Source organism: Cedecea davisae DSM 4568, assembly GCF_000412335.2.
GTDB classification, from domain to species: domain Bacteria; phylum Pseudomonadota; class Gammaproteobacteria; order Enterobacterales; family Enterobacteriaceae; genus Cedecea; species Cedecea davisae.
On sequence record NZ_KE161030.1, the window covers coordinates 2,645,871 to 2,659,204 of the forward strand.

Sequence of the window (13,334 nt, forward strand, 5' to 3'; positions counted from 1 at the left end):
GACTTTCCGTTCTTTCACCCCACGGGGGCTTTGACGATGCTGGTAATTATTCTTGCTTATCTGGGCGGCCTGTTGACCATCGCCAGCCCCTGTATCCTGCCGGTGCTGCCTTTTGTGTTCGCTCGCTCCGACCAGCCCTTTGCCCGAACCGGGTTGCCGCTGCTGGCCGGAATGGCGATAACCTTTACCCTGTTTGCAACCCTGGCGGCAGTCGGTGGCGGCTGGGTGGTTGCCGCGAACCAATACGGCCGGGGCGTGGCGTTGGTCCTGATGGCGCTGTTTGGTATTACGCTGCTGTTTCCGCATATTGCCGAGCGGGTAATGCGCCCGCTGGTTAACATCGGCAAGCCTGCCCGCTTTAAAGTCACTATTGATGGTCAGGCACCCGGCAGCGTTCACGGGAGCGATGTCGCACCCGACGGCAGCGGAACGGTAACCGAACAGCGTCTGTATCAGCTTATTCGTCAATCAACCGGCGACGGCGAGCATACCTTCAGCATTGAGTTTGAAGATGCGGACGTCAACGCTTATGCCTTCACCTTTGGTTAAATCAGGCGGGAATCAAATGAAATCATTTATTCGTTCAAAATGGGTTTTAGCCGCTCCAGCGCTGATGATTGCGACGCTGGTTTTTCAAAACACGGCGTGGTCTCAGGCCGAATCGGCGGTGAGCATCCCGGCACCACAACAGGATGAAGCACCTGCGGGCGCACATCTGGAGACAGCGGTCTTTGCCGGAGGGTGTTTTTGGGGCGTTCAGGGCGTCTTTCAGCACGTTAAGGGCGTAACCAGCGCAATATCCGGCTACACCGGCGGCAAGGCCCGAACTGCAAATTACGAAACTGTGAGTATGGGGATGACCGGCCACGCGGAGTCGGTGCAGGTTATCTTCGATCCCACTCAGGTGACCTACGGCCAGCTACTGCAAATTTTCTTTTCCGTGGCCCACAATCCGACGGAGTTAAACCGTCAGGGGCCGGACTACGGAACGCAGTACCGTTCCGCCATTTTCCCGATGAATGAATCTCAGACGAAGATAGCGCAGGCCTATATCACCCAGTTGAACCAAAGTCATAGCTTTAGCGCACCGCTGGTAACGACCGTTGAGCAAGGCGCTCACTTTTACCCTGCGGAGAAATACCACCAGAACTTCCTCAACGACAACCCGAATTACCCCTACATTGCTATCAACGATATTCCAAAAGTTGAGCAGCTAAAGCAGTTCTTCCCGGTTTTGTGGAGTGACAAACCGGTGTTAGTTAAATCCTGACGATTGTCACCGCGCCATACACGGCGCGGTTCTTCTCTGCACTACTTCTTCTTTTTCGGGTATAGCTCATCCCGGCAATACGGCTCTGTTTCGCCCTCTTTGCGGGTTTTCAGCAGCTTCAGGATCCAGGTGTACTGCTCAGGGTGCGGGCCAACCAGCAGCTCCACTTCTTCATTCATGCGCCGCGCGAGGGTGTGGTCGTCGGCTTCCAGCAGGTCGTCCATCGGCGGGCGAATAAATATGTCCAGCCGATGGGTTTCACTGTTATAAACCGGGAACAGCGGGATCACTCGCGCCCGGCAAACCTTCATCAGGCGGCCAACGGCCGGAAGCGTCGCTTTGTAAGTCGCGAAGAAATCAACAAATTCACTATGCTCCGGGCCGTGATCCTGATCCGGAAGGTAATAACCCCAGTAACCCTGGCGAACCGAGCTGATAAACGGCTTGATACCGTCGTTTCGGGCGTGCATACGCCCACCAAAGCGGCGGCGAACGGTATTCCAGACGTAATCGAATAACTGATTGCCCTGGTTGTGGAACATTGCCGCCATTTTTTGGCCTTCAGAAGCCAGCAGCATAGCGGGGATATCTACCGCCCAGCCGTGCGGCACGAGGAAAATCACGTTCTCGCCGCGCTCGCGGATTTCATCGATGATTTCTTTTCCATGCCAGTCCACGCGCTGCATAACTTTCTTCGGATCGCGCAGGCCAAGCTCGGCCATCAGCACCATGGCCTGAGGGGCGGTAGCAAACATCCGGTCGATAATGGCTTCGCGGCGCTCTTCCGGCAGCTCCGGGAAACAGTAAAGCAGGTTTATCTGGGCGCGGCGACGAGCGCTTTTGGCCAGCCGCCCGGCTAAGCGCCCAATTTTCCCCAGCAGCGGGTCGCGTAGCCCCGGTGGCAGCAGCGCCAGCCCGGCAAACGCGCCCACGCCAAGCCATGCGCCCCAGTAGCGCGGGTGTAGAAAGGCTTTCTGGAATTCTGGGATGAACTCACTGTGGTTTTTTTTTGCTTTTTCCATGCGGCTCTCAGTATTTCGCCAACGCGTTGACGATACGAATTTATGGCTATTTTAGCGGGGCAAAGGCTGGCAGACAAAAGAAAAAGCCGGTAACAGGTACCGGCTTTATACTCTTTAAGCAGAATCAGTCAAAACGCAGCTGCGGGACAACCTCTTTTACCTGAGCAAGGTAATCGCTGCGATCGGAACCGGTCAACCCTTCAGAGCGCGGCAGCTTCGCCGTCAGCGGGTTTACGGCCTGCTGGTTGATCCACACTTCATAATGCAGGTGCGGGCCGGTTGAGCGACCCGTGTTGCCGGAAAGCGCAATGCGGTCACCGCGTTTCACTTTCTGGCCCGGTTTCACCAGCAGCTTTTTAAGATGCATGTAGCGCGTGGTGTAGGTCCGCCCGTGCCGGACGGCCACGAAGAAACCGGCCGCGCCGCTGCGCTTAGCCATCACGACTTCACCGTCACCCACAGCCAGAACCGGCGTGCCCTGCGGCATCGCAAAGTCCACGCCTTTATGCGGCGCTATGCGGCCCGTAACCGGGTTAAGACGGCGAGGGTTAAAGTTAGAAGAAACGCGGAACTGTTTCACGGTCGGGAAGCGCATAAAGCCTTTTGCCAGGCCCGCACCGCTGCGGTCGTAGAACTTGCCGTCTTCGGCGCGAATAGCGTAATAATCTTTACCATCGCTGCGCAGGCGCACGCCAACCAGTTGGCTTTGCTCACGTTTGCCGGCCAGCATTTCACGGGACATGAGCACCGAGAACTCGTCGCCTTTTTTCAGCTTACGGAAGTCCATCTGCCACTGCATCGCTTTGATAACAGAGCTAATTTCAGCGCTGGTTAAACCGGCGTCTCTGGCGCTGGCAACAAAGCTTGCGCCCACAGTGCCCTTCAGTACGCTGTTCACCCAGTCGCCCTGCTGGGTTTCGCTGCTCATTTTAAAACCGTTTTCAGTACGATCGTAGGTGCGCGTTTCGCGGCGAGACATTTCCCACGTCAGGCGCTGGAGATCGCCATCCGGAGTGAGCGTCCAGGAGATCTGTTGGCCGATTTTCAGGTTACGCAGGTCTTTATCAACCGAGGCAATCTGGCTGATATCGCCCATCTCGATGCCGTACTGATTAAGAATGCTGCTCAGCGTATCGCCGGTAGAAACAACATATTCATGAACGCCCGCTTCGCCGGACGTTTTATCGTCAAGCTCGTCCTGCGGGATGGTGTCATCTTCGGCGTCGGGAGACTGATCAAGAGGTTCACTGGCCTCCGGCAGCAGCGAATGGATTTCGCTTTTCTCAAGCTCGATAGTTTTAATTATCGGGCTGGACTGCGGATGGTAGATGGACGGTCGCCACACGGCGACCGCGAGAGTAAGAACCGTAAGGGACCCCAGCATAACGCGGTGGGGTCGTGACAAATTGTCAAATGCCATGGCGACAGAGCGGGCTATCTGTTGCACGTATTCACTTCCTCGTTAATCTCCTTTCAGGCAGCTCGCGTACTGGTTCGCAAGTCCGGTCATAAACTGCATATAGCTGTTTTTACCCAATGCGACACTCATTCCCAGAGGATCTAACGTGCCGGAGCGAACATTAGTGCCTCGGGCTACGGCGTTAATGACCGCTGGCCTGAATTGTGGTTCAGCAAAAACGCAAACCGCTTTGTGCTCAACCAACTGTGTTCTGATTTCATGTAAACGCTGCGCACCAGGCTGTATTTCAGGGTTTACGGTAAAGTGACCAAGCGGGGTCAAACCGTAGTGTTTTTCAAAGTAGCCATAGGCGTCATGAAAAACGAAATACCCTTTTCCTTTCAGCGGTGCCAGCACGGAACCCACCTGCTTATCGGCGTCGGCTAAGCCTGACTCGAATTGTTTCAGGTTGGCGTCAAGTTTGGCTCGATTTTCGGGCATAAGTTCCACTAATTTATCGTGGATTGCAACCGCTGACAGCCGCGCCACCTCTGGGGAGAGCCAAATGTGCAAGTTGTATTCACCGTGATGGTGATCTTCGTCACTATTTGCGCCATGAGCCTGTTCATCGCCATGGTCGTGCTCGTCGTCGTCACCGCCTTTCATCAGTAAAGGTTTCACGCCGCCCAGCGCCGCAAGCTGCAGCTGTTTTTGCTCGGGAAGCTGGCGAACGGACTTTTGCATGAAAGCTTCCATCTCAGGCCCGACCCAAACCACTAAGTCCGCGCCCTGTAAGCGTTTTACATCTGACGGACGTAGCGCATAATCATGTTCGGAAGCGCCATCTGGCAGTAATACTTCTGTGCTGGTGACGCCGTCGGCAATGGCGGATGCGATAAAACCGAGCGGCTTAATCGAGGCGACAACGGCGGCGCTGGCTGCGGTTGCGCCGAAGCCCCAGAGAGCGGTGGAAAATGCAGCGAAAAGAAGTGTCTTTTTATGTAACATAATGCAACTTATCATCGTGAATGCCTTAAGAATTGTGATATTATAACATTCGCTAACTTATGCAACCCCTGAAATTGTCATGACTAATTTGGTTGAACTAGAAAATATTTCGGTCTCTTTCGGCCAGCGCCGCGTGCTGGCCGATATCTCTCTGGCGCTAAAGCCGGGCCGCATCCTTACGCTGCTTGGGCCAAACGGCGCAGGTAAATCTACCCTGGTGCGCGTTGTGCTTGGCCTGGTCAAGCCGGATAAGGGCGTGATTAAGCGTGACCAGCATCTGCGTATTGGCTATGTGCCACAAAAGCTGCATCTTGATGCCACTTTACCGCTGACGGTCAGCCGTTTTTTAAGGCTGCGCCCGGGCGTGAAAAAAGCAGATATCCTGCCCGCGTTAAAGCGAGTCCAGGCCGCTCACCTTATTGATGCCCCGATGCAAAAGCTCTCGGGTGGCGAAAATCAGCGCGTGCTGCTGGCGCGGGCGCTTCTCAACAAACCACATCTGCTGGTTCTGGATGAGCCAACCCAGGGTGTCGACGTTAACGGCCAGCTGGCGCTTTACAATTTGATCGATCGGCTGCGCCAGGAACTCAACTGTGCGGTGCTGATGGTTTCGCACGACCTTCACCTTGTGATGGCAAAAACCGACGAAGTGCTGTGCCTTAACCACCACATCTGCTGCTCCGGCACGCCGGAAGTGGTGTCTATGCACCCGGAGTTTATCGCCATGTTTGGCCCGATAGGCGCCGAGCAGTTGGGGATTTATCGTCACAATCATAATCATCGTCACGATCTGCAGGGTCGCATCGTTTTGCGCAGAGGGAATGGTCAGTAATGCTTGAATTGTTATTGCCCGGCTGGCTGGCCGGGATACTGCTCGCCTGTGCGGCTGGTCCATTGGGTTCGTTTGTGGTCTGGCGCCGTATGTCCTACTTCGGCGACACGCTGGCGCATGCCTCTTTGCTTGGCGTAGCCTTCGGCCTGCTGCTCAACGTCAATCCCTTTTATGCGGTCATTGCGGTGACGCTGCTGCTGGCGCTTGGTCTGGTCTGGCTTGAAAAACGCCCTCACCTCGCCATAGATACTCTGCTCGGCATTATGGCCCACAGCGCCCTGTCGCTCGGCCTTGTGGTCGTGAGCCTGATGTCGAACGTGCGCGTAGACCTGATGGCGTATCTGTTTGGCGATTTACTCTCCGTCACCCTGCCGGACATTATTTCTATCGCCATCGGTACTGCGGTAGTGCTAGGTGTACTCGCGTGGCAGTGGCGCAACCTGCTGGCGATGACCATCAGCCCGGATCTTGCGCACGTAGACGGCGTAAATTTACAGCGCGTGAAGATGCTGCTGATGCTGATAACGGCCCTGACGATTGGCGTTGCGATGAAGTTTGTTGGCGCGCTGATAATCACCTCGTTGCTGATCATCCCTGCCGCCACGGCCCGCCGCTTTGCACGCACGCCGGAGCAGATGGCCGGGTTTGCCGTGCTGATTGGTATGCTGGCCGTTACGGGCGGGCTGGCCTTCTCGGCGGTTTACGATACGCCAGCGGGCCCTTCTGTGGTGCTGGCCGCCGCCGCGCTGTTTATTCTCAGCATGGCGAAGAAACAGCCGGCTTAATACCGCTGTGCTATTGAATTGAAAAAGGCGCCCTGAGCGCCTTTTTTCTTATCGGGATTTTACGGCTGAGCCGGAGGCACAATGCCGAAGTGGGTCCAGGCTCGCGGCGTGGCTATTCGCCCGCGCGGCGTGCGCTGTAAGAACCCTTGCTGGATCAGGAATGGCTCAAGCACGTCCTCTATCGTTTCGCGCTCTTCGCCAATTGCCGCCGCCAGGTTGTCCAACCCTACCGGGCCACCGAGAAACTTGTCGATGACTGCCAGCAGCAGCTTACGGTCCATGTAGTCAAAGCCTTCGCTGTCAACGTTGAGCATATCCAGCGCCTGGGATGCTATCTCGGCGGTGATTGCCCCGTCGTGTTTCACTTCCGCAAAATCACGCACCCGGCGCAGCAGGCGGTTTGCAATACGCGGCGTACCGCGGGCGCGGCGGGCCACTTCCAGCGCACCTTCCTCGCTCATCTCCAGCCCAAGCACGCTGGCGCTACGCCCAACGATATGTTGCAAATCAGCAACCTGGTAAAATTCGAGGCGCTGCACAATACCAAAACGGTCACGCAGCGGCGACGTCAGCGACCCTGCACGCGTAGTCGCGCCTATCAGGGTAAACGGCGGCAGGTCTATTTTGATTGAGCGCGCCGCTGGGCCTTCGCCAATCATAATATCGAGCTGATAATCTTCCATTGCCGGGTAAAGCACTTCTTCTACAACCGGTGAAAGACGGTGGATCTCATCGATAAACAATACGTCGTGAGGTTCGAGATTGGTCAGCATCGCGGCCAGGTCACCGGCTTTCTCCAGCACAGGGCCAGAGGTCGTGCGCAGATTTACGCCCATCTCATTGGCCACAATGTTGGCGAGCGTGGTTTTACCCAGCCCCGGAGGGCCAAAAATCAGCAGATGATCGAGCGCGTCACCGCGCAGCTTCGCCGCCTGAATGAAGATTTCCATCTGCGAGCGGACGTGCGGTTGCCCGACGTACTCTTCAAGCAATTTGGGGCGGATCGCACGGTCAATCAACTCGTCCTGGGTAACGTTTCCTGGCGATACCAGGCGGTCTGCTTCAATCATCCTCTACCTCATAGCGCAGCGCGCAGCGCTTCGCGGATCAGGGTTTCGCTATCGGCACCGGCGCGGCCCACTTTGCTTACCATTCGGCTGGCTTCCTGAGGTTTATAGCCCAGGGATACCAATGCGGCAACGGCTTCTTGCTCAGCATCGTCCGTCTGGCCATTATCCGGGGAAGTCAGCACCAGGTCGGCTGCCGGAGTAAACAGGTCGCCATGCATGCCTTTAAAGCGGTCTTTCATCTCAACAATCAAGCGCTCGGCGGTTTTCTTGCCCACGCCCGGCAGCTTGATCAGAGAGCCAATTTCTTCACGTTCGACGGCGTGAACAAACTGCTGGGCCGACATGCCGGAAAGAATGGCCAAAGCCAGCTTAGGGCCGACGCCGTTAACTTTAATAAGCTCGCGGAACAGAGTGCGTTCCTGCTTATTATTAAAACCGTAGAGCAGTTGAGCGTCTTCACGCACCACAAATTGGGTAAACACCACCGCTTCTTTGCCGATGTCCGGCAGCTCGTAGAAGCAGGTCATCGGCATATAAACCTCGTAGCCTACGCCATTAGTTTCCAGCAAAACCAGCGGAGGCTGTTTTTCCAGAACGATGCCTCTGAGTCGACCTATCACATTGTGCTCCTGGGGATTTACGTTGATGCGCGAAAATGAGTTCTATAATACGAAAAAGGCTGGATAAATATCCAGCCTTAATTATTTTAATCTGCCCCTGGCGAGATTGAGCCGCGACTCGCTCATCTGGGCCGCATTCTGCGTGACGTGACAATGGGTAATGGCGATAGCCAGCGCGTCCGCCGCGTCCGCCTGCGGATTAGCCGGAAGTTTTAGCAAGGTTCGCACCATATGCTGCACCTGGCTTTTCTCCGCGCTGCCAATGCCAACCACCGTCTGCTTTACCTGACGAGCGGCATACTCAAACACCGGGAGGTCAGCATTCACGGCGGCGACAATCGCCGCGCCGCGAGCCTGCCCCAGCTTGAGCGCTGAGTCCGCATTCTTCGCCATAAATACCTGCTCAATAGCGAAGTATTCAGGCTGGAACTGGGTAATGATTTCGCTCACCCCCGCGTAGATAAGCTTCAAACGCGAGGGTAAGTCGGCGACCTGCGTTCGGATACAGCCGCTGCCGAGATAGGTCAACTGCCGTCCGGTCTGGCGAATAACGCCATAGCCGGTAACGCGTGACCCCGGATCGATACCGAGAATAATCGCCATCACGCGTCTCCTGAATACAGGTCAATAAGGCTGGGCTGCGCCATTAAAGGGTAGCCGCCACCTCGTCAGAGATCTCACCGTTGTGGTAAACCTCCTGCACATCATCACAATCTTCCAGCATATCGATAAGGCGCATCAGTTTAGGCGCGGTCTCCGCATCCATATCCGCTTTGGTAGAAGGGATCATGGACACTTCGGCGTTATCCGCCTTCAGGCCTGCGGCTTCAAGTGCGTCTCGCACCGCGCCCATTTCTTCCCAGGCGGTGTAAACGTCGATAGCGCCGTCGTCAAAGGTCACAACGTCTTCAGCACCGGCTTCCAGCGCCGCTTCCATAATCTGATCTTCATCGCCAGCTTCGAAGGAGATAATGCCTTTTTTGCTGAACAGATAAGCTACGGAGCCGTCGGTCCCGAGGTTGCCGCCGCATTTGTTGAAGGCGTGACGCACTTCGGCAACGGTACGGTTACGGTTATCGCTCAGGCACTCAACCATCACGGCGGAGCCGCCAGGGCCGTAGCCTTCATAAATGATGGTTTCCATGTTGGCATCATCATCGCCACCCACGCCGCGAGCAATCGCACGGTTCAGGGTGTCACGCGTCATGTTATTAGACAGCGCTTTATCGATAGCGGCGCGCAGACGCGGGTTAGACCCTGCGTCGCCCCCGCCCAGACGGGCAGCGGTTACCAGCTCGCGAATAATTTTAGTGAAAATCTTACCGCGTTTGGCATCCTGTGCCGCTTTACGGTGTTTCGTGTTGGCCCACTTACTATGACCTGCCATAACAATCTCCAAAAGCGCCTGTATCAGGCGGCATCAATTACAAACTCTTCAATCGCCTGCCGGTTGCTCCATGACTTGGTCATCAGGGCCGCCTCTTCGGCGGGTACCCATTTCCAGGCCAGATGTTCCGTAATGGTAATCTGGCGTTCATGAGGCAGCGCAAGACAGAACCAGGATTCGGTATTGCGCGTTATCCCCGGCGCATAGCGATGACGCAAATGAGTAAATATCTCAAACTCCACGCAGCGCTGGCAGTCAACTAAAGGGAGCGGCTCTTCGACCACGTCGATAGCGACTTCTTCCATTACTTCGCGCTGGGCGGCATGCAGCGCGCTTTCCCCCTCCTCCAGGCTGCCGGTAACCGACTGCCAGAATTCAGGATCGTCGCGCCGCTGTAACATCAGCACCCGTTTGGTGTCCTGCGCGAATATCACTACCAGAACCGAAACGGGACGCTTATAGGTCATCAGTTTTTCTCTGCCTTTTTAACCACTTCAATGCCCAGCTCGGCAAGAGATGCCGGGTTCGCGAAGCTTGGTGCTTCGGTCATCAGGCAGGCCGCAGCCGTGGTTTTCGGGAAGGCGATAACATCACGGATGTTGTCGGTGCCGGTCAACAGCATGGTCAGACGGTCCAGACCGAACGCCAGGCCCGCGTGCGGCGGCGTGCCGTACTTCAGGGCATCCAGCAGGAAGCCGAACTTCTCGCGCTGTTCCTGCTCGTTAATCCCCAGAATGCCAAACACGGTTTGCTGCATCTGGCCGCTGTGGATACGTACGGAACCGCCGCCCACTTCGTAACCGTTGATCACCATGTCGTAGGCGTTAGCAATCGCGGTTTCCGGCTGCGCCGCCAGTTCTTCCGGCGTCATGTCTTTCGGCGCGGTGAACGGGTGGTGCATTGCGGTGAGGCCACCTTCGCCGTTGTCTTCAAACATCGGGAAGTCCACGACCCAAAGCGGCGCCCATTTGGCTTCTTCGGTTAACTGCAAATCTTTACCGATTTTCAGACGCAGAGCGCCCAGCGCATCGGCAACCACTTTCTTGCTGTCCGCGCCGAAGAAAATCATATCGCCGTCGGCTGCGCCGGTACGCGCCAGAATCGCTTCCACGATTTCCGCATTCAGGAATTTAGCCACCGGGCTGGTGATACCTTCGATACCTTTAGCGCGCTCATTAACCTTGATGTAGGCCAGACCGCGAGCGCCGTAAATTTCGATGAACTTGCCGTAGTCGTCAATCTGTTTACGGCTGATTTGTGCGCCACCCGGCACGCGCAGCGCGGCAACGCGGCCTTTTGCGTCATTGGCCGGGCCGGAGAACACTTTAAACTCAACGTCTTTCACCAGGTCAGCAACGTCCACCAGCTCCAGCGGGTTGCGCAGATCGGGCTTGTCGGAACCGTAACGACGCTCGGCTTCGGCAAAGGTCATTACCGGGAAGTCGCCCAGCTCAACGCCTTTGATATTCACCCACAGCTCACGAACCAGTTTTTCCATTACTTCGCGAACCTGCGGCGCGGTCATAAAGGAAGTTTCTACGTCGATCTGGGTAAATTCAGGCTGGCGGTCGGCGCGCAGGTCTTCATCGCGGAAGCACTTCACAATCTGATAATAGCGGTCAAAGCCGGACATCATCAGCAGCTGTTTGAACAGCTGAGGAGACTGCGGCAGCGCGTAGAATTTGCCTTTATGTACGCGAGAAGGCACCAGATAGTCACGCGCGCCTTCCGGGGTCGCTTTGGTCAGCATCGGGGTTTCGATGTCGAGGAAGCCGTGATCGTCCATAAAGCGACGCACGAAGCTGGTCACTTTCGCGCGGGTTTTCAGGCGCTGTGCCATTTCCGGACGACGCAGGTCCAGATAGCGGTACTTGAGACGCGCTTCTTCGGTGTTAACGTGGTTGGAGTCCAGCGGCAGCACGTCTGAACGGTTGATGATGGTCAATTCGGTGGCGAAAACTTCAACTTCACCGGTAGCCATATCTTTATTTACGTTACGCTCATCGCGAGCGCGGACGGTGCCGACGACCTGAATACAGAACTCATTACGCAGTTCAGAGGCGAGCTGGAACGCTTCCTGACGGTCCGGGTCGAAGAACACCTGCACGATGCCTTCACGATCGCGCATATCGATAAAGATAAGGCTGCCGAGGTCACGGCGACGATTGACCCACCCACTAAGCGTTACTTGCTGTCCCACATGGGATTGATTGAGCTGCCCGCAATATACTGTACGCATGAGATATCCCTTAATTAGCTGCACGCGACCCGCCACCTGCGACGGCAGGCGCTTTGGTGGCAGCTATTTCGACTGTCACAACTGGATGAAAAAAGGGGGCTATTATACTGGAAATAATGGCTGGCGATAACCCCGAAACCGCCGACTGGCGCGAATCGAAGCGCCGGTATTGCAGATTCTCACAAAAATTAACAAAATTTGTAAACTCAGCAACCTGGCTTCCAGCGTAAGGTATTGCCCCTCAACCCTCTATCTGAACCGGAGTCACAATGACAGAACTCAACGCATCCCGCACTGCCCTGGTAGTGATTGATTTGCAGGACGGCATTCTGCCGTTTGCCGGTGGGCCGCACAGCGCCGACGACGTTGTGGCTCGCGCTGCGCGCCTTGCTGACAAATTCCGCGCTAACGGCTCGCCGGTGGTTATGGTCCGCGTTGGCTGGTCTGCCGACTATGGCGAAGCCCTGAAACAGCCGGTTGATGCGGCGCCTCCGGGCAATAGCTTACCCGCGAACTGGTGGGATTACCCAACCGCGCTGGGCAAAAAAGAGAGCGATCTGGAAGTCACTAAACGCCAGTGGGGCGCGTTCTACGGTACCGATCTTGAGCTACAGCTTCGCCGCCGCGGCATCGACACCATTGTACTGTGCGGGATTTCAACCAACATCGGCGTTGAGTCCACCGCGCGCAACGCGTGGGAAATGGGCTTCTCGCTGGTACTGGCGGAAGATGCCTGCAGCGCGTCCAGCGCCGAGCAGCACAACCACAGCCTGAAGTTTATCTTCCCGCGCATCTCTCGTGTTCGCAGCACCGACGAAATCATCGCCGCGTTATGATTTATATCGGCCTCCCGCAGTGGCAGCACGCCAAATGGAATCGCCTCGGCATAACCTCGCTTGAGGATTACGCCCGTCATTTCAACTGCGTGGAGGGCAATACTACGCTGTACGCGCTGCCAAAAGCAGAAAGCGTGCAGCGCTGGCGGGAAATGACGGACGATAATTTTCGTTTCTGTTTTAAATTTCCCGCCACCATTTCCCATAATGCCGCCCTGCTCCACTGCGGCGATTTAACCGCCGAGTTTTTAGAGCGCATGTCGCCGCTGGAAAATCGCATCGGGCAATACTGGCTTCAGCTCCCGGCAACCTTTGGCCCAGGCGATTTGCCCGCGCTATGGAATTTTCTCGACGCTTTACCGTCCAGCTTTACCTACGGCGTTGAAGTGCGCCACCCGCTGTTTTTCAGCAAAGGGGCCGACGAGCAGGCGCTAAACCGCGGGCTGCATGAGCGTAAAGTTAACCGCGCAATTCTCGACAGCCGCCCGGTACATAGCGCGACTCCACACAGCGAAGCCGTACGCGAAGCGCAGAGAAAAAAGCCCAAAGTACCGGTTCATGCCGTGGTTACCGCCGCGAACCCGCTGGTGCGCTTTATCGGCAGCGACAATATGGAGCAAAACGCCGCGCTGTTTGACGTCTGGCTAAAAAAACTGCCTGAATGGGCAGCTAACACCACGCCATATCTGTTTTTGCATACCCCGGACATCGCACAGGCCCCTGAACTGGTTCATACGCTCTGGCCCGCGCTGCGGCAGGCTTTCCCCGATCTTGGGCCACCTCCGGCCATTCCTCAACAAAACACACTTTTCTGAGCACTAGCGACAGCACCACGGTTGCGAGCTATCATAGCGGGAGCCGTAACT

Annotated in this window: 15 protein-coding genes; 6 read left to right on the plus strand and 9 right to left on the minus strand. The window is 56.1% G+C overall.

Annotation, left to right across the window (positions count from 1 at the left end):
* Positions 1–36 precede the first annotated feature (36 nt).
* Positions 37–549 (plus strand): hypothetical protein, encoded by a 513-nt coding sequence (locus tag HMPREF0201_RS23200; protein ID WP_016536945.1) that lies wholly within the window; start codon positions 37–39, stop codon positions 547–549.
* Positions 550–565: 16 nt separating this feature from the next.
* Complete coding sequence (msrA, locus tag HMPREF0201_RS12015; RefSeq protein ID WP_016536946.1) at positions 566–1,270, plus strand: peptide-methionine (S)-S-oxide reductase MsrA; 705 nt, start codon at positions 566–568, stop codon at positions 1,268–1,270.
* Between the two features lie 41 nt (positions 1,271–1,311).
* Here msrA and lpxM read toward each other — a convergent pair whose 3' ends face one another.
* From lpxM to znuA, 3 genes are all read right to left on the minus strand, one after another.
* On the minus strand, positions 1,312–2,292 hold the full coding sequence (gene lpxM / locus HMPREF0201_RS12020) for a lauroyl-Kdo(2)-lipid IV(A) myristoyltransferase (RefSeq protein ID WP_016536947.1): 981 nt from the start codon (positions 2,290–2,292) through the stop codon (positions 1,312–1,314).
* Between the two features lie 124 nt (positions 2,293–2,416).
* Positions 2,417–3,739 carry a murein DD-endopeptidase MepM gene (mepM, locus tag HMPREF0201_RS12025; RefSeq protein ID WP_039898345.1) on the minus strand — a complete coding sequence of 441 codons (1,323 nt, stop codon included), beginning with the start codon at positions 3,737–3,739 and terminating at the stop codon, positions 2,417–2,419.
* A 15-nt stretch (positions 3,740–3,754) separates the two neighbouring features.
* On the minus strand, positions 3,755–4,699 hold the full coding sequence (znuA, locus tag HMPREF0201_RS12030; RefSeq protein ID WP_016536949.1) for a zinc ABC transporter substrate-binding protein ZnuA: 945 nt from the start codon (positions 4,697–4,699) through the stop codon (positions 3,755–3,757).
* 79 nt (positions 4,700–4,778) lie between these two features.
* Here znuA and znuC point away from each other — a divergent pair, with 79 nt between their 5' ends.
* Together znuC and znuB are read left to right on the plus strand one after the other, a co-directional pair.
* Positions 4,779–5,531 (plus strand): zinc ABC transporter ATP-binding protein ZnuC, encoded by a 753-nt coding sequence (gene znuC / locus HMPREF0201_RS12035; protein ID WP_016536950.1) that lies wholly within the window; start codon positions 4,779–4,781, stop codon positions 5,529–5,531.
* Positions 5,531–6,316: a zinc ABC transporter permease subunit ZnuB gene (gene znuB / locus HMPREF0201_RS12040; RefSeq protein ID WP_016536951.1), complete on the plus strand. Its 786-nt coding sequence runs from the start codon at positions 5,531–5,533 to the stop codon at positions 6,314–6,316. The genes znuC and znuB overlap by 1 nt, the downstream gene beginning before the upstream one ends.
* A 59-nt stretch (positions 6,317–6,375) precedes the next feature.
* Here znuB and ruvB read toward each other — a convergent pair whose 3' ends face one another.
* From ruvB to aspS, 6 genes are all read right to left on the minus strand, one after another.
* On the minus strand, positions 6,376–7,386 hold the full coding sequence (gene ruvB, locus HMPREF0201_RS12045) for a Holliday junction branch migration DNA helicase RuvB (protein WP_016536952.1): 1,011 nt from the start codon (positions 7,384–7,386) through the stop codon (positions 6,376–6,378).
* Positions 7,387–7,394: 8 nt separating this feature from the next.
* Entirely contained in the window at positions 7,395–8,006 is a 612-nt protein-coding gene (ruvA, locus tag HMPREF0201_RS12050; protein ID WP_016536953.1) for a Holliday junction branch migration protein RuvA, read from the minus strand.
* Between the two features lie 81 nt (positions 8,007–8,087).
* Positions 8,088–8,609: a crossover junction endodeoxyribonuclease RuvC gene (ruvC, locus tag HMPREF0201_RS12055; RefSeq protein WP_016536954.1), complete on the minus strand. Its 522-nt coding sequence runs from the start codon at positions 8,607–8,609 to the stop codon at positions 8,088–8,090.
* Between the two features lie 43 nt (positions 8,610–8,652).
* On the minus strand, positions 8,653–9,393 hold the full coding sequence (locus HMPREF0201_RS12060) for a YebC/PmpR family DNA-binding transcriptional regulator (protein ID WP_016536955.1): 741 nt from the start codon (positions 9,391–9,393) through the stop codon (positions 8,653–8,655).
* A gap of 23 nt (positions 9,394–9,416) precedes the next feature.
* Positions 9,417–9,860, minus strand: coding sequence for a dihydroneopterin triphosphate diphosphatase (gene nudB / locus HMPREF0201_RS12065; protein ID WP_016536956.1), 444 nt, complete (start codon positions 9,858–9,860; stop codon positions 9,417–9,419).
* Entirely contained in the window at positions 9,860–11,632 is a 1,773-nt protein-coding gene (gene aspS, locus HMPREF0201_RS12070) for an aspartate--tRNA ligase (RefSeq protein ID WP_039898347.1), read from the minus strand. Before aspS ends, nudB begins: the two co-directional genes overlap by 1 nt.
* 269 nt (positions 11,633–11,901) lie before the next feature.
* Here aspS and HMPREF0201_RS12075 point away from each other — a divergent pair, with 269 nt between their 5' ends.
* Complete coding sequence (locus tag HMPREF0201_RS12075) at positions 11,902–12,468, plus strand: hydrolase (protein ID WP_016536958.1); 567 nt, start codon at positions 11,902–11,904, stop codon at positions 12,466–12,468.
* Positions 12,465–13,283: a DUF72 domain-containing protein gene (locus tag HMPREF0201_RS12080; RefSeq protein ID WP_016536959.1), complete on the plus strand. Its 819-nt coding sequence runs from the start codon at positions 12,465–12,467 to the stop codon at positions 13,281–13,283. Before HMPREF0201_RS12075 ends, HMPREF0201_RS12080 begins: the two co-directional genes overlap by 4 nt.
* Positions 13,284–13,334 lie beyond the last annotated feature (51 nt).